At 45.3% G+C, this 24,416-nt stretch carries 24 protein-coding genes; 13 read left to right on the plus strand and 11 right to left on the minus strand.

The window, feature by feature from the left end; genetic code table 11:
* The first annotated feature begins 1 nt into the window (after position 1).
* Positions 2-895: a mechanosensitive ion channel family protein gene (locus tag KI655_RS00915; RefSeq protein ID WP_285400834.1), complete on the plus strand. Its 894-nt coding sequence runs from the start codon at positions 2-4 to the stop codon at positions 893-895.
* 124 nt (positions 896-1,019) lie between these two features.
* On the opposite strand, the gene KI655_RS00920 is transcribed toward KI655_RS00915, so the two are convergent.
* The 5 genes from KI655_RS00920 to KI655_RS00940 all read right to left on the minus strand — a co-directional run bounded on the left by KI655_RS00920 (position 1,020) and on the right by KI655_RS00940 (position 7,361).
* Complete coding sequence (locus KI655_RS00920; RefSeq protein ID WP_285400835.1) at positions 1,020-2,639, minus strand: methyl-accepting chemotaxis protein; 1,620 nt, start codon at positions 2,637-2,639, stop codon at positions 1,020-1,022.
* 182 nt (positions 2,640-2,821) lie between these two features.
* Complete coding sequence (locus KI655_RS00925) at positions 2,822-3,295, minus strand: HAD family hydrolase (RefSeq protein ID WP_285400836.1); 474 nt, start codon at positions 3,293-3,295, stop codon at positions 2,822-2,824.
* Between the two features lie 44 nt (positions 3,296-3,339).
* Positions 3,340-3,720 (minus strand): VOC family protein, encoded by a 381-nt coding sequence (locus tag KI655_RS00930; RefSeq protein WP_150872448.1) that lies wholly within the window; start codon positions 3,718-3,720, stop codon positions 3,340-3,342.
* A gap of 154 nt (positions 3,721-3,874) precedes the next feature.
* Positions 3,875-5,905, minus strand: coding sequence for a HAMP domain-containing sensor histidine kinase (locus KI655_RS00935; protein WP_285400838.1), 2,031 nt, complete (start codon positions 5,903-5,905; stop codon positions 3,875-3,877).
* Positions 5,895-7,361 (minus strand): sigma-54 dependent transcriptional regulator, encoded by a 1,467-nt coding sequence (locus KI655_RS00940; RefSeq protein WP_285400839.1) that lies wholly within the window; start codon positions 7,359-7,361, stop codon positions 5,895-5,897. Before KI655_RS00940 ends, KI655_RS00935 begins: the two co-directional genes overlap by 11 nt.
* A gap of 291 nt (positions 7,362-7,652) precedes the next feature.
* Here KI655_RS00940 and KI655_RS00945 point away from each other — a divergent pair, with 291 nt between their 5' ends.
* The 6 genes from KI655_RS00945 to KI655_RS00970 all read left to right on the plus strand — a co-directional run bounded on the left by KI655_RS00945 (position 7,653) and on the right by KI655_RS00970 (position 12,968).
* Positions 7,653-8,459, plus strand: a complete 807-nt coding sequence (locus KI655_RS00945) for a substrate-binding domain-containing protein (protein ID WP_285400841.1) — start codon at positions 7,653-7,655, stop codon at positions 8,457-8,459.
* Between the two features lie 223 nt (positions 8,460-8,682).
* A complete protein-coding gene (locus KI655_RS00950) occupies positions 8,683-9,381 on the plus strand; it encodes an ABC transporter permease (RefSeq protein WP_150872452.1) in 699 nt (232 codons plus the stop codon).
* Between the two features lie 10 nt (positions 9,382-9,391).
* The gene (locus KI655_RS00955; protein ID WP_285400844.1) at positions 9,392-10,111 is read left to right on the plus strand and encodes an energy-coupling factor ABC transporter ATP-binding protein; all 720 of its coding nucleotides are present in this window, start codon (positions 9,392-9,394) and stop codon (positions 10,109-10,111) included.
* Positions 10,089-10,673 carry a molybdenum cofactor guanylyltransferase MobA gene (gene mobA, locus KI655_RS00960; protein WP_285400846.1) on the plus strand — a complete coding sequence of 195 codons (585 nt, stop codon included), beginning with the start codon at positions 10,089-10,091 and terminating at the stop codon, positions 10,671-10,673. Before KI655_RS00955 ends, mobA begins: the two co-directional genes overlap by 23 nt.
* A complete protein-coding gene (locus tag KI655_RS00965; RefSeq protein ID WP_285400847.1) occupies positions 10,673-12,475 on the plus strand; it encodes a bifunctional molybdopterin-guanine dinucleotide biosynthesis adaptor protein MobB/molybdopterin molybdotransferase MoeA in 1,803 nt (600 codons plus the stop codon). The genes mobA and KI655_RS00965 overlap by 1 nt, the downstream gene beginning before the upstream one ends.
* Positions 12,476-12,701: 226 nt before the next feature.
* A complete protein-coding gene (locus KI655_RS00970) occupies positions 12,702-12,968 on the plus strand; it encodes a DUF2960 domain-containing protein (RefSeq protein WP_032549019.1) in 267 nt (88 codons plus the stop codon).
* Between the two features lie 128 nt (positions 12,969-13,096).
* Here KI655_RS00970 and nagK read toward each other — a convergent pair whose 3' ends face one another.
* Together nagK and KI655_RS00980 are read right to left on the minus strand one after the other, a co-directional pair.
* On the minus strand, positions 13,097-14,005 hold the full coding sequence (gene nagK, locus KI655_RS00975) for an N-acetylglucosamine kinase (protein WP_285400849.1): 909 nt from the start codon (positions 14,003-14,005) through the stop codon (positions 13,097-13,099).
* Positions 14,006-14,158: 153 nt separating this feature from the next.
* A complete protein-coding gene (locus tag KI655_RS00980) occupies positions 14,159-14,899 on the minus strand; it encodes a tRNA-uridine aminocarboxypropyltransferase (protein WP_285400851.1) in 741 nt (246 codons plus the stop codon).
* Between the two features lie 74 nt (positions 14,900-14,973).
* On the opposite strand from KI655_RS00980, the gene KI655_RS00985 reads away from it, so the two are divergent.
* Complete coding sequence (locus KI655_RS00985) at positions 14,974-15,765, plus strand: sterol desaturase family protein (RefSeq protein WP_285400853.1); 792 nt, start codon at positions 14,974-14,976, stop codon at positions 15,763-15,765.
* Between the two features lie 129 nt (positions 15,766-15,894).
* Here KI655_RS00985 and KI655_RS00990 read toward each other — a convergent pair whose 3' ends face one another.
* Positions 15,895-17,940 carry a methyl-accepting chemotaxis protein gene (locus tag KI655_RS00990; RefSeq protein ID WP_285400854.1) on the minus strand — a complete coding sequence of 682 codons (2,046 nt, stop codon included), beginning with the start codon at positions 17,938-17,940 and terminating at the stop codon, positions 15,895-15,897.
* 105 nt (positions 17,941-18,045) lie between these two features.
* Here KI655_RS00990 and KI655_RS00995 point away from each other — a divergent pair, with 105 nt between their 5' ends.
* Positions 18,046-18,528, plus strand: a complete 483-nt coding sequence (locus tag KI655_RS00995; protein ID WP_285400856.1) for a C40 family peptidase — start codon at positions 18,046-18,048, stop codon at positions 18,526-18,528.
* 142 nt (positions 18,529-18,670) lie between these two features.
* Here KI655_RS00995 and KI655_RS01000 read toward each other — a convergent pair whose 3' ends face one another.
* Positions 18,671-19,015, minus strand: coding sequence for a DUF3802 family protein (locus tag KI655_RS01000; protein ID WP_285400858.1), 345 nt, complete (start codon positions 19,013-19,015; stop codon positions 18,671-18,673).
* 460 nt (positions 19,016-19,475) lie between these two features.
* Here KI655_RS01000 and KI655_RS01005 point away from each other — a divergent pair, with 460 nt between their 5' ends.
* A complete protein-coding gene (locus KI655_RS01005) occupies positions 19,476-20,342 on the plus strand; it encodes a fructosamine kinase family protein (protein WP_285400859.1) in 867 nt (288 codons plus the stop codon).
* A gap of 22 nt (positions 20,343-20,364) precedes the next feature.
* Positions 20,365-20,568, plus strand: coding sequence for a CPXCG motif-containing cysteine-rich protein (locus KI655_RS01010; protein WP_285400860.1), 204 nt, complete (start codon positions 20,365-20,367; stop codon positions 20,566-20,568).
* Positions 20,569-20,714: 146 nt separating this feature from the next.
* Here KI655_RS01010 and KI655_RS01015 read toward each other — a convergent pair whose 3' ends face one another.
* Positions 20,715-21,326 (minus strand): riboflavin synthase subunit alpha, encoded by a 612-nt coding sequence (locus tag KI655_RS01015; protein ID WP_285400861.1) that lies wholly within the window; start codon positions 21,324-21,326, stop codon positions 20,715-20,717.
* A gap of 161 nt (positions 21,327-21,487) precedes the next feature.
* On the opposite strand from KI655_RS01015, the gene KI655_RS01020 reads away from it, so the two are divergent.
* Entirely contained in the window at positions 21,488-22,858 is a 1,371-nt protein-coding gene (locus KI655_RS01020; protein WP_285400862.1) for an MATE family efflux transporter, read from the plus strand.
* Positions 22,859-22,905: 47 nt separating this feature from the next.
* Here KI655_RS01020 and KI655_RS01025 read toward each other — a convergent pair whose 3' ends face one another.
* Positions 22,906-23,748 carry a DNA ligase gene (locus KI655_RS01025; protein ID WP_285400863.1) on the minus strand — a complete coding sequence of 281 codons (843 nt, stop codon included), beginning with the start codon at positions 23,746-23,748 and terminating at the stop codon, positions 22,906-22,908.
* Positions 23,749-24,061: 313 nt separating this feature from the next.
* Here KI655_RS01025 and KI655_RS01030 point away from each other — a divergent pair, with 313 nt between their 5' ends.
* The gene (locus KI655_RS01030) at positions 24,062-24,391 is read left to right on the plus strand and encodes an STAS domain-containing protein (protein ID WP_285400864.1); all 330 of its coding nucleotides are present in this window, start codon (positions 24,062-24,064) and stop codon (positions 24,389-24,391) included.
* Positions 24,392-24,416 lie beyond the last annotated feature (25 nt).

The raw sequence follows: 24,416 nt of genomic DNA on the forward strand, positions 1-24,416 counted from the left end.
CATGAACAGAATTATTACGACAATAAGTTTCACCCTACTAACGCTTTTGCTGCCATTGCAGGTGGCTGTCGCGGCAGAAGAAGTTGTTGACGTCGAGAGCATTCAGCAGTTTGCCAGCCTCATTCGCTGGAGTGGTGTTTTCTTCTCAGTGTTGGTCATCGCAGCAACATGGTTGTTGATTAAGTTTATGAACTCTATGGTGGAGAGTATTGGTGGTCAGTTTGTTCAATATCGAATGATGCTGCAAAAGGTCCAATCCTTCCTACAGTTCTTTATCTATATGACGGCTGGCCTTGTGGTCTTCATGATGAGCTTTCGTATCAACGACCACATCTTGGCTTTGATTGGCGGTACGCTCGCAGTATCGGTTGGTTTCGCATTAAAAGATCTGGCGGCGTCGTTTATTGCGGGTCTCACAGTGATGATAGACCGACCATTTCAAGTAGGTGACCGTGTAACCTTCGAAGGCAACTATGGCGATATCATTACCATCGGACTGCGTTCAGTTCGAATGCGAACTCTCAACGACGACATCATCACCATCCCCAATAACAAGTTCCTTAACGAAGTTACGACCAGTGGCAACTATGGCGCTCTTGATATGCAGGTGGTGATCCCCTTCTATGTCGGTATGGATGAAGACATCACACTCGCTCGCGATCTAATTCAAGAAGCGGCATCATCGAGTCGTTACATTCATCTACCAAAGCCAGTCACAGTGCTGGTAAAACAGACCATTACCGATAACTACTTGGCAATTCAATTAACCTGTAAGGCTTACGTTGTGGATACTGCGTACGAGAAGTTGTTTGAGACCGACATTACTTTAAGAGTGATGAAAGAGTTTAAAAAGCACAGTATCAAACCTCCGAAGATCGCGGTGGCCTCGGACTAGCGCTTGGGTACCTATTAACCATTTAGCACCTATTAACCCTCTTGTACCAATTAAAAAAGCCCTCGCTTCAGTCAAAGCGAGGGCTTTTTGTATCCGGTCTATTCAAAGACCTTTATACGACTGACTATACCTTAAAGTATTTCAACTGATCGGTTAGGTGTTCAGCGGTATTGGCCATCTTTTGACTGTCTTCTGCCAACGATTGAGAAGCCTGAAGTACCTCATTCGCAGCTAAGTGAATGCTCGATACATTTTGGTTCATCTCTGTGGCAACAGAACTTTGCTGCTCAGAAGCCGCTGCGATTTGTGCCACCATGTCGTTGGCGTTTTGAAGCTCTGCCACAATTTCATCAAGCTGAGCACGGGTATCGTCAGACGCTTTCACGCTGTGATCAACCTCCTCGTTACTCTGCTTCATCGCCACAAAGGTTTGCTCCGCTTGTTGTGTTAGCTTTTCAATAGTGTGTTGAACTTCGTTGGTCGAGTTTTGTGTACGACTAGCAAGGTTACGAACTTCATCGGCTACGACAGCAAAACCACGGCCCTGCTCACCTGCTCTTGCCGCTTCGATCGCCGCGTTTAGCGCAAGCAAGTTAGTTTGCTCTGATACTTCACGAATCACGCCAACGACTTGGCTGATTTCGGTGACACCGTATTGCAGATCTTGTACTAGGCTGTTGGCGTTGGCGATGTTTTGAGATACGTGGGAAATACTCGTCGCCGTGACTTTCATGTTCTCATCGTTTTTGTACGCGTGGTCGACCACTTTATTGGTACTGATTGAGGTATTTTCTGCATTCACTGCCACATCAGAGATTGTCGCACTCATCTCTGTCATCGCGGTCGATAACAGTTCAAGCTGCGCGTGTTGAGAGTTGACGCTGGTTGCTGCCTCTTCACTCGCCTGTGCGATGTAACTCGCCATTGAGCTCGACTGTCCAGCAGATTCATTTGCTGTCTTGAGTGTGCTTTGCAGTTTATCGAGCATTTTGTCGATCTGCTGCGACATATCACCCAGCTCATCTTTGCGTGTCATGTTCATGCGCACGCGTAGATCACCATCAGCAATCGCATGCGTGTTATTGATAAGCTTTGAAAGTGGAATCAGGATATTGTTTGAAATCGCATAGCCCATGATGAACAGCATTCCCGACAACACCAACGCGACAAACGCCTCTTTAAGTGCAAGAGCCCAAAACGCCTCTTGGATATCCGCCACTAAGATCCCTGAACCGACAATCCAGTTCCACTCAGGAAAGAGTTCAACATAAGAGATTTTGTCTTTTAGTTCACCTTGCGGGCTTTTCCATTGGTAATCGAGAAAGCCTTTGCCTTGCGGTGTGCGCGAGATAGAGACCATTTCACGCCAGTGGAACTTACCGGCACCATCTTTAAAGTTGTGCGTGTTTTCACCATTGAGCTCTGGCTTTAACGGGTGGATCACCACCTGCGATTGCTGATTTAAGATCCAAAAGTAGTTGTTGCCGTCATAACGTAAGTCTTGAATCGCAGCGAGGGCTTGTTGTTTTGCTTGCTCCTCACCCAATACAGCACGTTGACCATAGTAATGCTTAGCCAATGACACAGCGGATTCAACCTGTGCACTGAGTTTACTCTCACGCTCTGCCATTGAGGAAGCGCGCTGCTGCAGTAAGTTATAAGTACATGCCATGATCAGTGATACTACTGAGAATATGACAATGGAGGCGAGTTTAGATTTGATTGAAAGGTTGCTTAGTTTCATAGCGGACTGACTTTATTATTTTGTTATTAGTTGCGAGCAAACTAACAAAACTACTTTCATCCGCGATGATGCATGTCATGAAGATCGAATATTCACATAATTACATATGCAAAAGGTGACATTGGTCACCCATACCCGGTTGAATTTTATAAAGATATCAATAATTCATCAGTGTTATTGAACTAGTCTCTTAATTCCGAAAGTTGAGTAATGCTCAGGCAGTCTATATGACTCGATTTTTCATCTGGCTTTTGGGTAAACCAGATTGCATTGATGCCCGAATCAAGTGCTGGAATGATATCTTTCTCAAGCGTGTCTCCGACCATGATCACGCTAGTAAGTGGGACATCGAGGTAACGAATAATCGCAGGGAAAAACTCAGGGCTGGTCTTATCCACGCCTAGGTTCGATTTACAGAAGTAGCCAGAGATGAACCTATCCAGTCCTACTCGACTAAAAGCGTGTCTGATCTCTTGCTCTGTAGAGTCTGCCGCATTCGTTGCGACATAAACTTGGTGGTGTTTTGAAAGGTACTCGAGGGTTTCATGTGCGCCTTCAATGGGTTCTACCACTGGCCAATCACACATTTTTCCAGATTGATCGGGGAAATCGACCATCAAGGTGTTTCCCCAATCAAATAGATACGTTTTTGTCATTATGCCTCCGTGCATAACCGTTTATCCATAGTTGGCTTATTCGTTTAATTCATCGAATGTAAGCCAATCACATTTCCCTCAGTATCCATGACTAAGCTGATAAAGCCAAACTCTCCAATCGCCATTTTGCTCATATGTAGCGTGCCACCATTCATCAATGCACGCTTTTCTTCGATAGCGCAATCTTCACAGGAAAAATAGACAATGGTGCTATTTCCACCAGCCGCCATATCGTCCATCTTGACTAACGCGCCGGTTGCTCCGTAACTGCCCATATCATCGGAGAATACCCACATATCAAGCGGGATCCCACCGGGGCTATCAAGTTTCGACAGAGTCACTTGAAACACCTCTTGATAGAACTGTTTCGCCCTATCCATGTCATTCACATAGATCTCAAACCAGCCCACTGGATTACCTAACATAAGCCTATCCTCATTTGCTGAACACAAACTGAGCATAGTTCACTGTAAACCATACATCGTAGCTAAAGCCTTAGGTACGATGTGTTCATATTTGCGCGTGCGCCTAAATAGTTTTGCGCTTGTTTAGGTAACGGCTTGTTAGGTAAAGCTTAGTTTATGTAACGTTTGAAACGAGCAATTGAGGGACAGCTTTCTTTGGCAGATACACACTAAAACGGCTACCTTTGCCCAGTTCAGATGCAACACGAATTTCACCGCCAGTTTGCGAAAGAATACTCTGCGAAACGGACAATCCTAAACCCGTACCGTCACGCTTGGTGGTGTAAAACGGCGAGAAGATTCGTTTAAGTTGCTCTTCTTTGATCCCACAACCTTCGTCTTCTACGTGAATGACCGCACCTTGAACGACATCGTCTTCTATCCAGTCTTCACTCGAGATGTTCAAGTTACCTTCCCCATCCATAGCGTGAATCGCATTCATCTGTAGATTAACCAAAATCTGCAGCAGTTGGTTTCGGTTTACCTCAACGGAGGTCTTAGCATTCAGTGAAGAGTGATAAACGATCCCTCTCTTCTTAGCACCCGTTTTTACCAAGGTGATACTCTCGTCCACGATCGGATTAATATGCTGCCAAGTGACTTCGTCTTGCACGCCACCGTGACGACTATACTGAAGCAAACTGCGCGTGATGTTACGAATACGGTCGATCTGCTCCATGATCGCTTGGATCTCTTCGTTGACACGGTCGGTCTCTTCACCAAGCTCGAACTTCATTAGTTCAACGTTGCCAAGAATCACCGCAGTCGGGTTATTAATTTCATGGGCAATGCCTGCTGTAAGCTCACCGAGAGCTGCCAGCTTCTCGTTCACCACCAGTTTGTCTCGTGCTTGATTTAATAGCGTAATGTGGTGTTCAAGTTGTTCAGTTTTCTCTTTCAAACTCGCCGTGCGTGAATGGACTTTACACTCCAGTTCAAGGGCCGCTTTTTGGATCTCTTGATTGCGCTCATGCAGCAGATCGAGCATCTTATCGAACTGCTTCGCCAACTGAGTTAGCTCGTGCTGATCATCAAGACCGAGAGTACCGATTCGTTTGTCTTGCCCCATTTGAACCAGCTTGACCACCTTGTGGATGCGCTCAATTGGATTGAATAAATCACGTGCGCCACGATGAACGATAAAACCAGAGAGCAGTAACAATGCGACGATGGTAACGCTGATCTCACCGAGGTTGGTCAAGTAGGTTTCAATCAAAGGCCAAATCAGATAGCCCGTATAGAGCATACCGATCACTTGCTCATGTTGATCTCGGATCGGTTGATAAGCCGTGATATACCAAGCATCGTAAACGTAAGCGCGGTCGAGCCACTCTTGCCCTTTGTTAAGGACCTTTGAGTGCACTTCATGAGAAACACGTGTACCGATCGCTCGCCCTTCACTCTCGTCGCTGTTCAATGGGACATTAGTACTGACGCGTAGATCGTCGAGAAATACCGTCACCGTACCGATACGACGAGAAAAACCTTCGCGTCTTGGGTAGATAAGGTTACTGATCTGATCAACGAGTTGGGTACTGTTATTTAGCAAGATGCCGCCATCCAGAAAGCCTACAACTCGATTCTCTCCATCATAGATAGCGATCACGGTGCGACTAACGAGCCCACGAGTCTCAATCTCAGAACCATTAAGCAGAGGTACTTCGGCTCTTTTAGCTAGGTTATGGTCTAAATCATTCAGCTGATTGCGCGTTAGCACGCTAAAGAAAGACTGCTTGCGAGTAAGGTCGAGAAACTGACGGGTATCGTCTAATGTATGCGCGCTGTGCCAACGCAAAAAGTCGAGCTCGTAGCGGCTCTTATTCTCAGACACCCATTGGACAAGCTGCTCTTCGTCAATGTCACTCTGCAGTTTGTTACGAAAACGGTAGGATTCAGAAAACGCTCTTACGTTATACGCTTGCTGATTTTGAATAAGATGAATACTGTTGTCAGCGACATCGAGGCGCTCATCGACATCAATTAACGCGCCTTGCCAAGTGTAATGTACCGACCAGTAGAGCGTAATGGCAATCAGGGCACAGAGCGTAAGAATAATGGGGGCAGACGTTAAAAACAGAAGACGATAGCGAACCATCGTCTTGAATCGGAAACTCCACTTCGCCCACCAATGACGATTAGTCGGCATATTCAGAGCCCTCTGCGTTCCAATCTTTGTATTTACGCTCTAGAGTTTTACGCGCAACACCTAAGTCACGGGCTGCTGCCGACTTGTTGCCATCATGATACGAGACTACCTGTTCAATATGCGCCTTCTCCACTTCTTTGAGTGTCCAGCTGTTTGGATAACCCTCTGCGGCATCGTTAGGATCCATACTTGGTAACTCTGCACCATGTGACACCGTCACTGAAACGCGAGCTGGTAAGTTACTCTCACCATTCAGTTCACGCCAATAGTGCGCCGGCGGTTTACCCAACAAGATACAACGTTCCATCAGGTTCTTAAGCTCGCGGATATTACCCGGCCATTGATATTCGTTCATGGCCAAAATATCTTCATGCGCCCAACTTGGTTCTGGCATACCCAATTCGCTTGAAAGCATGCGTGCAAAGTACGGCACGAGATCCATTAAGTCAGACACGCGCTCTCTCAATGGAGAAACATCAATTTTCAGTACATTGAGTCGATAGAAGAGATCGCGTCTGAAGTTACCCTTCTCGACTTCTTCTTGCAGATTTCTATTGGTTGCCGCTACTACACGCACATCAACAACGATCTCTTTCTCGCTGCCTACTGGACGAATAGTGCGCTGCTCCAACACACGCAATAGAGCAGCTTGCATTGGTAATGGCATCTCACCGATTTCATCTAGAAACAGAGTTCCGCCATTCGCCACTCGAAATAGACCTTCGCGATTCTTCTTCGCACCGGTAAATGCGCCAGACGTATGTCCAAATAATTCACTTTCCAATAGCTCTGGCGCAATGGCACCACAGTTGATTGGAACAAAAGGACCCGTTCGTTTACTTGCTTCATGAACACCACGAGCAACCAGCTCTTTACCTGTGCCCGACTCTCCCTCGACAAGAACAGAGGCGCGAGATGGAGCAAATTGAGTGATCAGCTGTTTTAAAAGTCGCGTCTTATCTGAATTGCCGATGATCTCTGTTTTGATATGACGACTCACATCACGCTTAAGCGCATACTGCATACGTTGCGCGAGTCGTTTATCCATACAGCGAAGTACGGCTTGGATCATCTGCTCAAGATTGAAGGGTTTGAGAATAAAGTCTGAAGCGCCAAGCTTGAGGGCTGAAATGGTCATCTCTAGGTCGGCATACCCCGTCATGAAGATAACGTCTGAACGTTTCTCGCTGTCGTTGAAGGCTTCTTCCCACTCAATACCGGAACGCCCCGGCAGATTGATATCTAAAACGATCAGATCAAAGTGCTCAGCACTGCGTATTTTTTCTGCTTCCTCTACCGAGCCTGCACACATCACCTTACCAAACAGTTTGCCTAGCGCCTTTTTTAAAATCGCCTGCATTCCTATTTCGTCATCAACAACCAAAACCGAAAATGCTTGGTATTGAGTTAAGGAGTTCAGAGTCTTATTTGTGACATTTGGGCTGGTAAGAGACATAAAAACACACCGGTGAGAAAATTTGGGACAGAGTGTACCAACTCGCCTCAAGTACAACAGGTTCAATATGCGACATTTTGTCCTAGCTCATACTTTCTTGAAATATAATTTAGAAAATGATGCTATTTTACCCGAAATAACAGACATTTAATGAACCTAGTTACCTATACTTATTGGCATTAAGTTTGCTTATAGGGTGTGGATAATCAAATTATACATTTGGCCCACAAACCATAAGCGGGTGCTGTGTCGCTCGTCGTGGTCTATTCATAACTCATGGACATAATAATAATGAAAGCAATTCCCTTAACTATTGCCGCACTTTCTCTCGTCAGTTATTCAGCTAGCAGTGCTGAAGACACTCAACACATCAAACTTGCAACTACCACCAGTACTTACCACTCTGGTCTGCTAGATTTCCTTCTACCAGAATTCGAAAAAGATTCAGGTATCAAGGTAGACGTCATCGCGGCTGGTACAGGTAAATCACTGCGTATGGGTGAAAACGGCGACGTGGATCTAGTAATGACTCACGCACCGAAAGCAGAAGCAAACTTTGTTGAGAAAGGCTACGGCGTTCTTCCTCGTAAGCTTATGTACAACGACTTCGTTATCGTTGGCCCACAACAAGACCCTGCGAAAATCGTTTCTCAAAACAACGTCGCTGAAGTGTTCAAATCTATCGCGACCAACAACGTGACTTTCGTATCTCGTGGCGATGATTCTGGTACTCACAAGAAAGAGATGGGTATCTGGGCACAAACGAAAATGGAGCCAAACTTTGGTGGTTACCGCAGTGTAGGCCAAGGTATGGGCCCTACACTGAATATGGCTTCTGAAATGCAGGGCTATACTATGACTGACCGTGGTACTTGGCTTGCTTACCAAAACAAACTCGATCTGAAGATCCTTTTCCAAGGTGACAAGAACCTATTCAACCCTTACCAAGTGATTCTTGTTAACCCAGAGCGCTACCCAAGCATCAACTATCAAGCAGCAAAAACATTCAGTGATTGGTTGGTAAATCCGAAAGGACAAAAGCTTATCAACGAGTTTAAGCTTCATGGTAAGCAGTTGTTCGTTGCGAGTGCTGAGTAACAGTAAGTACTACGACGAAGTCCTCTAAGCGTCTAGATCTTCAAAGACTTTAAGTCTTCAAAGAGTTAACGCCTACAAAAAGCGACACGCTTAAAAATCAGGACTTTGTACAAAGCAACAATCAGTTAGCGTTGCCCGTCTCTATGCTGGGCATCGCTAGCTATATAACGACAACGTTATACTGGAACTAAACGCGGTAAACCCGCACTGAATGAGATACATCATGACCCTATGGCAAACAACGCTGGATGCACTGAACTTACTTGTGAGCTTTGACCACGAATTGTGGCAAATTGTCGCAGTGTCTTTTAGCGTTTCTCTGTCGGCAATTTCGTTGGTTATCGTACCTGCGATTGTCATGGCTTTTTTACTTGCCTATACAGAGTTCCCGGGAAAATGGGGATTACTCTCCATCATTAATACCCTACAAGCGATCCCTACAGTCGTGATCGGTTTATTGATGTACATGATGCTATCTCGCTCTGGCCCTTTGGGTGATTGGCAAATGCTCTTCACCCAAAAGGCCATGATTCTAGGTCAGATGCTAATCTGCTTTCCTATACTTGTCTCTATGATGCATGGTGCGTTGCAAGCGAGTGACCGTCGTGCAGTTGAAACGGCGCGTACGCTGGGTGTCTCAACGTTTCGTATCGCATCAACGCTGATTTGGGAAACACGTTTCCCTCTTCTGGCTGCCACTATTGCTGCCTTTTCAAGAATTGTTACTGAGGTGGGCTGTTCGATGATGGTCGGCGGTAATATCATGGGCATGACAAGAAACATCCCTACAGCCATCGCGATGGAGAGCCACAAAGGCGCCTTCGCACAAGGTGTGGCTCTTGGTATGGTGTTGTTAGCATTGGCACTGGTTTTAAACTTTTTCCTGTCGAGCGTGAGAGGAAAAGGCTACTTAAGAACATAGGAATGCTGTCATGAGTATAAAAATAACAACGCAGCAAGTTTCAATGCGCTACAAAGAGCGCGTCCTTTTCCATATCCCTGAACTGTCGATAGGCCCTAACGACGCTATCTATCTAAAGGGTGACAATGGCGTGGGCAAAACGACGTTATTAAAAATCCTATCTGGCTTGATTAAACCGACGTCAGGCAAAATCCAGACTGCACATCACAGCTGGAAAGGCACCCTATTCCCTCGCTCAAAGTTCAAAGACATCATCTACCTGCATCAATCCCCTTATCTCTTTGATGGCACTGTGTATCAAAATGTCGCTTATGGCATTCGATTTAACAAAGAGTCGCAAAAAGATAAGCGAGCTCAAATTATCAATGCATTGAGAATGGTAGGTTTAGAAACCCTAGCAGATGAGCACATCTCCGTTCTCTCTGGTGGGGAGCGTCAACGAGTAGCCATGGCAAGAGCTTGGATTCTAAAGCCTTCTATCCTACTTATGGACGAACCGAGCGCATCTTTAGATAAAGAATCTATTGAAAGATTGGTCATTATGGCCGAAGATCTTCTTCAACGTGGCGCAAGTTTGGTGATAACAAGCCATCAAACCAATGCCCTGACCGATCTATGCAAAAAGCAGTGGTGGATTAAAGACAACTCTTTAACTGAATCTCCGCTGCTACAAATTATTAAAAAAGACCAAGCACAAGAGAATATTTATGCTGCTTCCAACGCAAACTAGTTGGGTTATCTTAGCTGGCGGACAAGCGAGCAGAATGGGTGGACGCGACAAAGGCCTCGTCGAATTAAATGGTCGTCCACTTATTCAATACGTCATCGACAAATTGTCGCAACAAAACGTATCTATCACCATCAATGCCAATCGAAACCAAGAGCGTTACCAAGAGTTCGCTCCTGTAGTTTCTGACTCATTTCCAGACTACCCAGGGCCTCTGGGTGGTATTCATGCAGGTTTAAAACATGCCGACACCGATTGGGTCGGCTTTGTTCCTTGTGACAGTCCGCAAATCAACGAAGACCTCGTGGCTCGCTTTTGCGCGGCAGTAAATTCAGACAGCGATATTTTGGTTGCCCATGATGGTGAGTTTAAGCAGCCTGTGTTTACTCTATTTCATAAGCGTGTTTTACCAAGGCTAGAAGCATTCTTAGAGCGCGGCGATCGCAAAATCATCCTACTTTACAAAGACTGCGTAACGGAGTTTGTCGACTTTAGTGACTCTCCAAACTGCTTCGTTAACCTCAATACGCCTGAAGAACTCACTCAATTTGGTACGCTTCAATAATGAATGATTCAAAACAACGCCCTAACCTTCCACTTCTAGGGTTTGCAGCCTACAGTGGCACCGGAAAAACCACCCTTCTTGAAGCGCTACTGCCAATGTTGACTGACTCGGGTCTACGTATTGGTGTTCTTAAGCACGCGCATCATGATTTCGATGTCGATAAGCCTGGCAAAGACAGCTACCGACTGCGTAAAGCGGGCGCAAGCCAAATGCTGATCGCATCGCGCAAGCGTCATGTGTTGATGACAGAAACACCAGAAGCAGAAGCGGACTTTGATTACCTTTTGACGCGATTTGATGCCGACAAACTCGATCTAATTTTGGTTGAAGGCTGTAAGAACATCGCGTTTCCTAAGATCGAGTTACACCGTGAAGAAGTGGGTAAACCTTGGCTCTACTCTAACGACAGCAACATCATTGCGATTGCGGCTGATACTCAAGTTGAGACTGAACTTCCTCAAATGTCGATCAACGACCTTGAAGCGATTCGTGACTTTGTTATCAGCTATGCGAAAGATTTCAACCCAACCGCTTCAAGCTGCGCTTCAAAGGATGCAAAAGCGCCTGCGGTTTGTTGTGATTCATTCTCCCCAGCAGGTCTGACGGTCACTCAAGGTCAAGCGAAGATCTTAGAGAGCATCGACACGAAGCAGCAAAACGAAGAGGTTGCCATTGAGTCAGCCTATGGCCGAGTGTTAGCAGAGGATGTGGTTTCGCCAATTAATGTGCCTCAAAACACCAACTCTGCGATGGACGGATACGCGGTTCGCAGCGATGACCTTGAGCAAGAGCAGTATCATGTTGTGGCCGAAGTTTTCGCAGGGCACAGTTACGACAGCGAAGTGCAAAAAGGCCAAGCGGTTAAGATCATGACAGGCGCACCAACACCAACTGGTGCAGATACAGTCATCATGCGTGAACAAGCCGTTCAAGATGGTGAGTTTGTGCGCTTCCCTGAAGCTAAAATCAATTCGGGGCAAAACGTTCGTATGGCTGGTGAAGATTTGTCGGCTGGCCAAGCTGTGTTTACGCAGGGCACTCGCATTGAAGCTCCAGAGATGGGCATGATGGCGTCACTCGGTTTTGCACACTGCCCTGTTCTTCGTCAGGTTAAAGTGGGTATTTTCTCAACCGGTGATGAAGTTCAAGCTCCGGGCACGCCGCAGCAAGCGAATTCAATCTACGACTCAAATCGCTACACCATTATCGGTATGTTGCAGAAACTGGGCTGTGAAATTGTCGACTACGGCATCATTGAAGATGACCAACAGAAGATGAAAGAAGTTCTACACTCGGCGGCACTTGAGACAGACATGGTGTTAACGTCGGGTGGTGTATCGGTTGGTGACGCTGATTATATTAAGTTAGCGTTAGATGAGCTTGGTGAGATCAACTTCTGGCGTATCAATATGCGTCCAGGTCGCCCGCTTGCTTACGGTAAGATTGAACAGACTCCTTTCTTCGGTCTGCCGGGTAACCCTGTGGCCGTAATGGTCTCTTTCATCAACTTTGTTGAACCGGCTATCCGTAAACTGCAAGGTCAAACAAACTGGACTCCTGTTAAAGCCAATGCGATTGCGACTGAGCAGCTTCGCTCTCGTCAAGGGCGCACCGAGTTCAGCCGTGGTGTGTTCTCTATGAATGAGCAAGGCCAGTTAGAAGTTCGTACTACTGGTAAACAAGGCTCTGGCATTCTGCGCTCGATGAGTGAAGCCAACTGCTTAATTGAGATCTCCCCTTCTGTCGACACCGTAAAAGTGGGTGAAACGGTCACCATTATTCCACTGCAAGGTCGAGTCTAACCTCAAATTAGTGGGCGGATATAAGACACTAAAAGGCGAAGTCATCAATAGTCATCGACGGCTTCGCTTTTTTATCTCAAGTCAATCGATAGAGCATACAATGATTTTTTACCGCTCTACTCAATTCAAGTTTACTTTACTAAACAACTAATTCCGCCTTATCCTTGAGAGTAAGACAGATTTTCTGTAGAGTTCGCGAAAATTCTAGATTCAACTGGAGAGCACCATGGCTCGTACTATTCTGTATACCTATAAAGATGAAGACAAAGAGTTGCTGTTTTCAAAGCAACAACACCGCACAATCCAAGAAGCTGTTGCTGCGGCTGAAGGCATCGACATCACTGAGTATCTAAAAACAGAGCAACAGCTTGAGTTGATTTCAGATACTAAAGCGGTTCGTAATTATCAAGATAACTACTTCCGTAAACTTGGCTTCACAAAGCTAACGCTGAAGCAGAAAGAAAACCTGGGTGTTGGTAAAAAGAATAAGTAGCCTTTGGCCTCTTTGTTCTGATTGTTCGCTTTAGCAACCAAGACATCAAACAATAAAAAATGCCGCAACCTCTTCAGAGATTGCGGCATTTTTATTTATTAGGTTTAACTCGCTTTACCTAAGTTAGATTACTTAAGGTTAAGGAATGCTGCGCCACGCACGCCGCCTGAATCACCGTGTTTCGCTTTGATGATCTTTGGACATTTCGCAACTGAAAGCAGGTATTTCGGAATACGCTTTGGCATCTCTTCATAAATAAGCTCGAAGTTAGACAGACCACCACCCAGAGCAACCACGTGTGGGTCCAACGCTGTGAATAGGTTTGCAAAACAGATTGCTAGAAGCTCCATAAAGCGCTCTACGTGCTCTACTGCTTTCTCTTCACCTTCAGCGTGTGCCTTGATGATGTCGATCGCCTTTTTCTTCTCGCCATTGTAGTGCTCGTAGATCAGCTCAAAACCACGACCAGATAGGTAGCTATCCAAACAACCTTTCTTGCCACAACCACAACCCAGTAGAGGTGCATTTTCACCAAGGTGAAGCCATGCATCCAACGGTAGACGCATATGGCCTAGCTCACCAGCTACGTGGTTACGACCAGAGAATACTTTACCATCGAAAATCAGACCGCCGCCAAAGCCAGTACCTAGGATAAGACCCGCGACAGAAGGTTCATTTTGAAGCTCTTCATCCCACGCTTCAGAAAGCGCAAAACAGTTAGCATCGTTTTCGATCTTAACGCTACGGCCAATGCGAGCTTCTAGATCTTTACGCAGTGGCTTACCTGTTGAAGCAGGTACGTTTACAACTAGCATAGTGCCGTCGTCTGCGTTTTCCATGCCCGGTAGACCTAAGCCGATCTTACCTTCACAAGAGAACTCGCTGTCGTATTTCTCAACAAGACCCGCAATCGTATCGATAAGCTGCTCATAAGAGTCAGTCGGTGTTGGAACACGCTCAGTAGCCAAACGCTCAAGTTTCTCATTGAATGCACCAAATTCAATCTTAGTGCCGCCAACATCAAAGCCGTAATACATCAAATCTCTCCAATTTTTCCCTAAATCTGGGACAATATAAAAGTCACTATGGGGTATTATCCATAACACTCCCCCTACAAACCGTGATAGATGACAAACTTATTCTTTGATTGGGTCCGTTTGAACAAGTTGTCAGCACATGCGGTGTCAGGCTTAGAGCGACGTCTCATTTTTGCAGTGGTCGATATAAGCGCTTAAGCTTGGTTTTGTTTGGTCTGACTTATAACGGGTTTTACTGAGCATGTAGCTCTCTCTGAACGCTTCAAACCACATTTGAAGTGTCTTCGCACCCTGCTCTTCACCAGCTTGCTTTAATACTAAGCTCGCCACTTCTGCCGTCGAAAGGTGCTGCTCGTTGTCAGACTTCCTCATCATGTACTGAGAGACAGATTCTGGCTCAATCGATAACACTGGCAGGTGTTGTAGATACTCAGAGCGACGGAAAATACGACGCGCTTCGCGCCAGCTGCCATCGATAAAGATTAGTAACAATGTTTTTTGCGGGTCGCGCATAGCAGGAAGATCTTGAACTACACGGCTCTTATCATCCGTATAGTCTTCTGGAAATACGATCACAGGCTGATATTTTTCGTCCTTGAGAATTTCAAGCATCTCTGGGTTTGGTTCCGTTCGGTGCCACAAGTAGACATGACTGTCTTTCACGGTATCAACGATCAAACGCCCGGTATTACTTGGTTTCAGCACTTCGTTGTCTGACAAAATCAACATGGTTGCGACCTTGGTATCAATATCTGGTTGATGATCACAGATACAATGACCTTGCTCGATCTTACAATATTCGCAGCGTACGACTTTACAGCCTCGCGCTTTAAATGGACGAGTAGACAGGGACAAACGATGTTGATATAGACGGTGAAAAGCGTGAATTCTCATGGTGTTTAACGATAGCTCTAGAAAAGTGGCACGATTGTACTTAGAGTGACTGGATAATGATAGAAGGAATTCCTATGCAAGACCCCTCTCTGCTTCGCCTTATCTGCTTTATCACCGCTTTTGTCGGTTGCGCCTTGTGGGAAGCACGTGCCCCGCGGAAAGCTCTCACGCAAAGTAAATGGTATCGCTGGAGCAATAACTTTGCTTTGGTCGCGTTGAACAGTGTCTTACTCGCGACACTGATCCCTATTGCCGCGTTTCAATCGGCTTTAATCGCTGAGCAAAATCAATGGGGACTGTTCAATCAGATTTCACTGCCTATTCCAGTCACTGTTGTTTTATGCGTTCTGTTATTAGACTGCGCCATTTACCTGCAGCATTTGGGCTTCCATCGAGTCCCGCTATTGTGGCGCTTGCATAGGGTTCACCATGCTGATCTAGACATTGACGTGACGACAGGTACGCGATTCCATCCGATTGAAATGATCCTATCGATGCTGATTAAGATTGCCCTCGTGATGTTGCTGGGCGTGCCTGCCATAGCGGTGGTTGTTTTCGAAGTGGTGTTAAACGTCAGTGCTATGTTTAATCACAGCAATGCCAAGCTACCACTTTCGATCGACAAAGTACTGCGCAAATGGGTCGTCACACCAGACATGCATCGCGTACACCACTCGGTCATAGTTAAAGAAACCCATTCTAATTTTGGTTTCTTCCTATCGGTTTGGGATAGATGGTTTAAAACCTATCGAGCACAGCCTCAACTTGGACACGATAAGGTACAAATTGGCGTTCCAGAGATTAACGATGGTAAAGAGCAAAGGCTTGATAAAATGCTACGTCAGCCCTTTATCAAACAGAGTTAGTTAGAGAGTTAAAGCTGTAGCAGATTGCTTCAATCTCATCAGGCCTAGACCTAATAAACATAGATAAAAACAGAAGGACCGACTGTCACATAGACAGTCGGTCCTTTTTGTTTCCGTTTCCGAAATGGTTTAGCTCAGAACATATTTGTGTAACATCGCTTGCTGGTGGCCTGCGATATCTGCCACCTGCTCTGAGCTTTCAATCATCGACTCTAGTTGCATCTTGGTATTTTCACCCTGCTCTGAAACGCGTGTGATTGAATGAGTGACATCCACGGTTGCACGTGCCTGCTCTTCTGTTGCTACCATGATCTGTTCTACGCGACCTTTAATATGTGACACTGCAACTTCTATCTTCTCAAATGCGAGCTTTACATCGCTGCTGGTTTGAAGTGCATTAGCCATTTCACTGCGCGATTCAATCACAGATTCTTTCGAACGATCCGCTGCAGCCACCAGTTCTGTCATCATATTGCGGATATTGGTGGTTTGCTGAGAAGTCCCGCTTGCGAGTTTGCGAACTTCATCGGCAACAACAGCGAAACCTCGGCCTTGCTCTCCGGCCCTAGCCGCCTCAATCGCAGCATTTAGCGCAAGTAAATTGGTGTTTTCGGCAATCCCGCTGATCATATCCACCATCTCGCGGATCTCTTTCACTCGGCTATCCAGTTCATTCATCGACTCTTCATTAACGCTGAGCGTTTTCTCAAGTGCATGAAGGCGCTGTTGGTTAAGGCCAACGACCTGACTACCGTTGACTGACTCGGTTTCAGCCAGTTGCGCATCATCGTTCGAAGCATTCGAGATTCGAGCAATTTCGCTGATTGACGCTTCCAGTTCTGTGATCGTGGTGATCATGTTCTGAAGTGACTCGTTTTGCTCATTCAGACTGTTATTGGTCTGCTCCGCCGCATCGTGGCTCACTTCCGCCGTTTGATACAGGGTTTCACAGTTACGAGTTACCGAACTGACTGATTCTGCGGTGGACTCGATAACGAGGTTGAGTTTGGAAGTAATCACCTGCAGTTCATATGGCCCGATTGGCTCTGATTTCTTTGAAAAATCATGCTCAGCTAGTAGAGCCAAGTGCTGCTTAATGTTCTTCAAGCCTTTGTTAACCCAACGACGAAGAACAACGCCTGAGATCAGAATGATCAGTGCTATCGTTGCTCCGCTAATCAACAGCACTCTGTCGATGTTGCTAATGGTGCTGTTCACCACAGACGCGCTGTCATCAATCAGGTAAGACGCTGTATCGGATAGACTATTGAGGCTGGTGATCAATCTATTTGCCGTTGTGATGACTTCAGTCAACTCTTGTTTCTGCTGCTCAACGAGCTCTAATTTGCCTAAGATATTTCTAACAATACCTTGGTCAGTAAAGCCCTCTTTTACCATGTCGTACGCAGCTACAAGGCTGGTGAAGTCTTTAACATCAGGGTGCCACTCTGCAAAATCATCGTACGCCAAGTTCATCCCAGCAAGACGGTTACGAAGCTGGCGATATTCTGGCTCCGCTTTTTCCATTTCGTCATGCATCATCAGCATAAGAAAAGAGCTTTCCATCGCACTCACACTTGAAACAAAACGGTTAGCGGCATCCGTTGATTCTGGGTTACCTTCCGCTAGAAACGAGCTGATACGATTCATTTCAGGACCCGCAGAGCTCACGCCATAGCGAAATGGCTCGATTTGCGTATCAATAACGTTCTGCTTGGCTTGAATGTCTATCTGCATCGTCAGGACATTCGATGTCATCGCTTGCAGTTTTGTCATGTCAGCAACTAAGGTTTCTTTATCTTGTTCAGATATGGCATCAGGGAAGTGGTCAGTAATAACCAGCAGCTCCTGCAGCATGACATTTGATTCGTCGGCAAGCGTTTGGATAGATGATTTGGTTGAATTCAGGTCACTCAGATCAGAAGACTGAGTGCTGTAACCCAATAATTTAACTTGCTCTAGTACATTTTGCGTCAGGTTGGCATTATTGAGTGCGAGCGGTAATACTTGTTCCGAAAGCGTGTCGAAATAGCCTCCTACTCTTTCGACCCCTTTAATGCTGACCATGGAAAGAAAAACGACAAGCAGCAAGATAGCGACAAAGATACTGCTTACGGTTTGTATAAGAGAAAAAGTGAAGCGTGATGGTTGATTCGTTACATTTATGTCAGGCATTTTTGTTCCGATTTAGGTACGGTGTGTGGCATCCTTTCTAAGCTCGGTATACTAAGTTTCTCTCATGACACTTTTATTTCACTAATCTTTCAGAAGAGTTACAGATTGCTATTAATTCAAAGAGTTATATTGATACTCACTATAATAGGCGCCGTTGGGTGCTCTTCATCACCTGACTTTGATGCACAACCAGCTAAAAACACGACACTGTCGCCCGTAGAGAAACAGACCACACGGGCCTACATGAGTGTGTATAACGAATGGCAAGGTGTGCCTTATCGTTTTGGCGGGACGTCAGTTAATGGCGTGGATTGCTCTGCATTTGTCCAAATCGCAGTGTTAAACGCGACACAACAAGCGTTACCGCGAACGACATTAGATCAAAGTAAGCAGGGAATCGAAATTGCTTATGAACAAGCGAAGAGTGGCGATTTGGTGTTTTTCAAAACATCGCCCAAGGTGAGACACGTTGGTGTTTATCTGGGAAACAAACAATTTCTTCACGCATCTACGTCTAAGGGAGTGATTATTTCTCGTTTGGATAACCCTTACTGGGCTTCAACTTTTTGGCACTTTAGACGAATCTAACTGAGGGCTGAGATATTGGCCTCAATACTTAGCGACCTTTTCTGACAAGAAGTACGACAAGATAAAAATATGCTGAGCGATAGACAAAGTGATGTTGGCGAATCATCATCCGCCAACACATCTATTCGCTAACGAGCTTGCGTTAGTCGTATTTAGCAACAGCCGTATCGAATAAGTTCTTAACCAGTGCGATATACTCGTCAAGGAACCCGATCTGCTCATTGGTCGCTTTCTTCGCCCAAACACCTGCCAATACTTCACCTAAATCGGCAACCACGGCATCGGCTTCTTTAAGCAGTTGGAATCGAACGCTTGAGTGCAACTCAGGATTTTGCTCGAAAATCGCCATGATGTTCGTTGAGATCATGTCTGTAACGATATCTTCAACACTTTCCGTGCCTGTATCACCTTTGCCACTTGTAAATACATCCAAATTAAACGACAAGTGCTCAATTAAAGCTAAATAACCATCGGTTTCTACAACCACAATACATCTCCGTTTATGCTCAATGGTAAATTCTTTATCACGATAACCTACAATACTAGGCGAACTCTCAGTATTGTCATTAACTAATTGTTTGATTTGCTAATAATGCACTTCACCGTGCGGTTAAGTGCTCAAAATTAACTCAGAAGTGGTAGCAACTTCATTGATTATCGTTGAGTGACTCATTAAAACAGAGTTTTTTGAATCACGAACTGATTTACAACAATATCAATTGAATAAGGCTTTTTCAGCAATCGGGTATATAGGTCGTCTCAAATGTGAGATTGATTCCATACTAAACCCGTTGTTATGCGATTTTTATTAAGGGCTAAAGGTCACAATTCTCGTAATTGCTAGTCTCACAGAGTAATTACAGCTAAGAACATTGACGCATACGTCTATAAATAGTGGAAATTTATCCTAAACTATTGCTTATACCCACGTTCTTTGAGGATTTCCTATGTGGCAGGCCATTTCTCAACAACTTTCAGACACCCTTCTATTTAACTTCCCTATCACCGAGCGCGTTAAGGTATCTGGTGGCGATATTAATGATTGCTACATGATCACCGACGGCAATGAACGCTACTTTGTGAAAGTGAATCAAAGGGAGTTCATCAACAAGTTCGAGATAGAGGCCGAGAACCTGCGCCTTCTGCGCAATACCACTACGGTTTACGTACCAGAGTTGGTATTGATAGGAACCACCAAGGAATCGTCATTTATTATCCTCAACTATCTTCCAACCAAGCCACTCGACACAGGCAACAATGGATTTGACTTCGGTGTTTCCTTGGCGAAGTTACACCTATGGGGAGAGCAGAAAGAGTTCGGCTACGATCAAGACAATTACATCGGCGCTACGTTACAGCCAAACCCTTGGCACAAGAAATGGGGACGCTTTTTCTCTGAACAACGCATTGGCTTTCAATTGCAACTGTTAAAAGAGAAAGGCATCGATTTTGGCGATATCGATGAAATTGTCGATGTTGTCCACAATCAACTGGCAGGTCACAATCCTTCACCCTCCCTGCTCCATGGGGATTTATGGCACGGTAATGTCGCGACGTCAGCATTTGGCCCGATTTGTTATGACCCAGCGTGTTATTGGGGAGATAGAGAGTGTGATATCGCTATGACTGAGCTGTTTGGTGGTTTTCCTGATGAGTTTTATCAAGGCTACCAAAGCGTCGCTCCGCTGGACGTCGACTATAATGTTCGAAAAGACCTTTATAACTTGTACCATCTTCTCAATCACTGCAACCAATTTGGCGGGCATTACTTGGCGCAAACGGAAGCACACATTCAGAAGATCCTGGCCGTTTAAGTTGCTATGAGGAGCACCGACTATGCACAACTACACTGAAAAGCATGTGTCTTGTCCGCATTGTGGACATTCAATTGGTATCACCCTAGATGCTTCAAATGGAAGCCAAGATTTTTACGATGATTGCCCTGCTTGCTGCAATGCGATTCATTTAGACATGCAGGTCGATGAAGTCAGAAATACCATCCACCTCTCTATTGATGCAGACGACGAACAAGTGTTCTAACCAAATGAATAACCGCTAGGACCCTGCAGTTAAGTGCGGTTTTGGTGTCCTAAAATGGAAAAGGAGCACGTAATGACGTGCTCCTTTGCTTTCTAGTGATTCACAAGCCTATTCAAATCTTTTCAAACACAGGCTTTTATCATCGCTTACTGATTTTGACTTGCCAGCACACGCTCAACGGTGTCTACAATCGCTTGTGTCTGTGGGTCAAATTCAATATTCACTTGGTCACCCACTTCACGACGGCCAAACAGAGTGCGATTGAGTGTTTCAGGAATAAGGTGCACAGAGAAACGGTTTTCTTTCACTTCTCCGATAGTCAGTGAACAACCATCAATGCCTATGTAGCCTTTGCTCAAAACGTACTTCATGCTTTCTTGAGGTAACTCAAACCAGATGGTTCGGTTATTCTCTGTTTTGATCACATCTACGATATTTGCCATCAAAGAGATATGGCCCGACATGCTGTGACCGCCAATCTCATCGCCGAACTTAGCCGCTCGCTCCACGTTCACCAAGTCGCCCTGATTCAAACCACCCAAGTTTGTCAGTCTCAGTGTCGCTTGCATTAAATCAAAAGAGATTTGTGAACCATTGATCTCAGTTACGGTTAAGCAACAACCATTGTGAGCGACAGATGCCCCAATCGTTAAGCCCTTGGCCATATCATCGCTCAATTCAATAACATGAGTCTGAAACATCTCTTTCTTTTCAATAGCAACCAAAGTCGCCATACCTTGCACGATACCTGTAAACATAATATTCCCGTTTTGTGTTGTCACATCACAGTTTTTCATAGCAGTTGCGGTGACATTTCTTTATTATTCGCCCAGTGGCGCATTACGATCAGTATCTCTGATTCTTCCTGAATGTCCATCCCTAAGCATCTTGTCTTATTATCTTCTATCTGGAGTCATTTGTGCACCGTTACAAAACAGAAGCATCCAACTTAATTAAACTCGCTACGCCGGTGTTGATCGCCTCGGTCGCCCAAACGGGCATGGGATTTGTCGATACGGTTATGGCCGGTGGTGTCAGTGCTATTGATATGGCTGCCGTATCGATTGCTGCGAGTATTTGGTTGCCTTCTATTTTATTTGGCGTCGGTTTGCTAATGGCTTTAGTACCTGTCGTTGCTCAGCTCAATGGTTCAGGCCGCCAAGAGAAAATTTCATTTGAGATTCAACAAGGCGCTGTGATGGCATTGCTTATCTCGATGCCAATCATCGGTGTGTTGTTTCAAACCCAGAACATTCTTAACTTAATGGATGTTGAACCTTTGATGGCGGCGAAGACCAACGGTTACATGCATGCGGTGATGTATGCAGTGCCGGCGTTTCTTTTGTTCCAGACGCTACGTAGCTTCACAGATGGTATGTCTCTGACCAAACCTGCGATGTTTATTGGCTTTATCGGTCTTTTACTCAATATCCCACTTAACTGGATGTTCGTCTACGGCAAGTTAGGTGCGCCTGCCCTTGGGGGTGTTGGCTGTGGTGTTGCAACTGCGATCGTTTACTGGGTGATGTTTGCCTTATTGCTTGGCTACGTCATAACATCAAAACGCCTAGCTAAAATTAATCTATTTGGTCAATTTCACAAGCCTCAATTAAAAGCTCAGGTACGCCTTTTTAAGCTCGGCTTTCCTGTCGCAGCAGCCTTGTTCTTTGAAGTTACGTTGTTTGCCGTTGTAGCACTCTTAGTCGCACCGCTTGGTCCTATGATTGTTGCGGCACACCAAGTTGCCATCAACTTCTCATCTTTGGTGTTCATGTTACCAATGAGTGTTGGCGCAGCGGTAAGTATCCGTGTTGGTCATAAGCTTGGTGAGAACAGCACAGAAGGTGCAAGAATCGCTACTCATGTTGGTATTCTTGTCGGTTTGGCGATGTCTCTGATCACAGCGTTGATTACTATTCTATTCCGCGAGCAGATCGCCCTTCTATACACAGAGAACACCGCAGTAATTACCATTGCAATGCAGTTACTCCTCTTTGCAGCTGTCTACCAATGTACCGATGCGATTCAAGTTATTGCAGCAGGCGCACTGCGTGGCTACAAAGATATGCGCTCAATTTTTAACCGTACCTTTGTTGCTTACTGGGTGTTAGGTCTGCCACTTGGCTATATCTTAGGTATGACAGATTGGATTGTAGAACCTATGGGTGCTCACGGTTTCTGGACAGGTTTCATTGTTGGCCTATCGTCAGCCGCACTATTATTAGGTTTGAGACTTCGTTGGATGCATAAGCAAGATGACAGTGTGCAGATGGCCTTCAGCGAGCGTTAAGGTCACTCTCCATCATAGCTACAAAGAGCCCCAGAAAAGGGGCTCTTTTAGTATTCGTCTTTCTCTCTGACAAAGCGAGCAAATTTGGGTTTACCATTTTGCGTAAGTCCATTGTATCGGAAGGTAATACGGCTACCGATTTGTGGCGGGTCTAATCGCATCTCGTCAGTAAAGCCTGTCCCTAAATAAAACTGCACACCTTTCGCGGTATGGACTAAAAGCGATCCCATCATACCCGTGTATTTGCCTGTTCCCGCTTTATATCCCACAACAATCGCTTCGGCATCATGATGTCGTTTTAACTTCAGTAAATCATTACTGCGACCACCCTGATAACGGCTGGTTACTTTGCGAAGCATGATGCCCTCACCTTTTTCGTTATCAATATTATCCAGCTGTCTATAGAGTGACGCCTCGCTCTCGATTGGGTGATGTTCGACATAATGAACGTGTTTCCTGTTTATCCGCTTTACCCAATCAATGATGTTGTAATAACGCTTTTGGTAATCGCCCGCTGAGCCCGGCATATCAAACAGCATGAAATCAATCTGCTTCCAAGCTTGGTCGACCGGAGTGGTATCGAGCACAGTTTGTTGGACAATGTGAAAACGATCCCGACCCGCCCAAAGTTCCCCTTCCAACCGTATCTGGGGCAAAGGGTCTGTAAACCATGATGGAGCATAAATACGGTTGCCATTACGAGTATATAGATGCTGACCGTCCCAAATCGCTCGAACGCCATCCAGTTTTTCGCTCTGCCAGTACTCGTTGATATCAATATGAGGGTCATAGTGGTTAGCTAACATCACTTGGTAAGTTGGTTGTTCATGCGCACTCAATGGGCTTGTGAGCATTAGTAGGGTCGCAATCGTCAGTTTGTTGAGAGTCATCGTCTTTCCATAAATGAGCGTTCACCTCAATTTAAGAACTCATTGGGATAACTTTCATCGTGTGAATGAAAACGCTGCGACAAACTCACCAAAACTATAACTAGAGCCGTTTCATTTGCATTATCTATGCGTTATCGACCCCAAGTTATCCGCTCTTTTTCATTCTCAAATTGAGAAACAGCGGTTTGTCATTATGAGAAGAAAAACACACAAAACATAAGTTGTTGATAAATAACAGAAATAAAATTGGCACAGACCGTGCAATGTGGAAGGAAACCGGAAAGAAATATGAATGCTTCAAGGAGAGACCATCATGGAACTACGTAAAATTGAACTAAGCAACTCAACCCTAACTCTTGAAATTTTTGGCGACCTAGATGCTTCAGGCAGCCGTAAAGTTCAGACAGACATTGATGATGTGATTACCAATGACCTTCATCCTGAGATTGAGATCGACTTTAGTCAGGTACAGTTTTTAGATTCTTCAGGTGTCGGTGCCATTGTTTACATGTTCAAACGCCTTACTGAACGCGAGCGCAACATGCGATTAGAGAATGTGACTGGTCAACCGCTAGAGATCATGAATCTGCTTCGCATCGGCCACGCTATCCCTGTTAACTCAAAAAACTCTGCTAATTCATAAAGTTCCACTAAGCTAAAGATGTACA

This window comes from Vibrio sp. D404a (assembly GCF_030248535.1).
In the GTDB taxonomy this organism is placed as follows: Bacteria; Pseudomonadota; Gammaproteobacteria; order Enterobacterales; family Vibrionaceae; genus Vibrio.

Bases quoted from the DNA above. Each gene is read 5' to 3' on its own strand.
- KI655_RS00915 (WP_285400834.1), top strand. From the start codon at position 2: ATGAACAGAATTATTACGACAATAAGTTTCACCCTACTAACGCTTTTG.
- KI655_RS00920 (WP_285400835.1), bottom strand. From the start codon at position 2,639: ATGAAACTAAGCAACCTTTCAATCAAATCTAAACTCGCCTCCATTGTC.
- KI655_RS00925 (WP_285400836.1), bottom strand. From the start codon at position 3,295: ATGACAAAAACGTATCTATTTGATTGGGGAAACACCTTGATGGTCGAT.
- KI655_RS00930 (WP_150872448.1), bottom strand. From the start codon at position 3,720: ATGTTAGGTAATCCAGTGGGCTGGTTTGAGATCTATGTGAATGACATG.
- KI655_RS00935 (WP_285400838.1), bottom strand. From the start codon at position 5,905: ATGCCGACTAATCGTCATTGGTGGGCGAAGTGGAGTTTCCGATTCAAG.
- KI655_RS00940 (WP_285400839.1), bottom strand. From the start codon at position 7,361: ATGTCTCTTACCAGCCCAAATGTCACAAATAAGACTCTGAACTCCTTA.
- KI655_RS00945 (WP_285400841.1), top strand. From the start codon at position 7,653: ATGAAAGCAATTCCCTTAACTATTGCCGCACTTTCTCTCGTCAGTTAT.
- KI655_RS00950 (WP_150872452.1), top strand. From the start codon at position 8,683: ATGACCCTATGGCAAACAACGCTGGATGCACTGAACTTACTTGTGAGC.
- KI655_RS00955 (WP_285400844.1), top strand. From the start codon at position 9,392: ATGAGTATAAAAATAACAACGCAGCAAGTTTCAATGCGCTACAAAGAG.
- mobA (WP_285400846.1), top strand. From the start codon at position 10,089: ATGCTGCTTCCAACGCAAACTAGTTGGGTTATCTTAGCTGGCGGACAA.
- KI655_RS00965 (WP_285400847.1), top strand. From the start codon at position 10,673: ATGAATGATTCAAAACAACGCCCTAACCTTCCACTTCTAGGGTTTGCA.
- KI655_RS00970 (WP_032549019.1), top strand. From the start codon at position 12,702: ATGGCTCGTACTATTCTGTATACCTATAAAGATGAAGACAAAGAGTTG.
- nagK (WP_285400849.1), bottom strand. From the start codon at position 14,005: ATGTATTACGGCTTTGATGTTGGCGGCACTAAGATTGAATTTGGTGCA.
- KI655_RS00980 (WP_285400851.1), bottom strand. From the start codon at position 14,899: ATGAGAATTCACGCTTTTCACCGTCTATATCAACATCGTTTGTCCCTG.
- KI655_RS00985 (WP_285400853.1), top strand. From the start codon at position 14,974: ATGCAAGACCCCTCTCTGCTTCGCCTTATCTGCTTTATCACCGCTTTT.
- KI655_RS00990 (WP_285400854.1), bottom strand. From the start codon at position 17,940: ATGCCTGACATAAATGTAACGAATCAACCATCACGCTTCACTTTTTCT.
- KI655_RS01005 (WP_285400859.1), top strand. From the start codon at position 19,476: ATGTGGCAGGCCATTTCTCAACAACTTTCAGACACCCTTCTATTTAAC.
- KI655_RS01010 (WP_285400860.1), top strand. From the start codon at position 20,365: ATGCACAACTACACTGAAAAGCATGTGTCTTGTCCGCATTGTGGACAT.
- KI655_RS01015 (WP_285400861.1), bottom strand. From the start codon at position 21,326: ATGTTTACAGGTATCGTGCAAGGTATGGCGACTTTGGTTGCTATTGAA.
- KI655_RS01025 (WP_285400863.1), bottom strand. From the start codon at position 23,748: ATGACTCTCAACAAACTGACGATTGCGACCCTACTAATGCTCACAAGC.
- KI655_RS01030 (WP_285400864.1), top strand. From the start codon at position 24,062: ATGGAACTACGTAAAATTGAACTAAGCAACTCAACCCTAACTCTTGAA.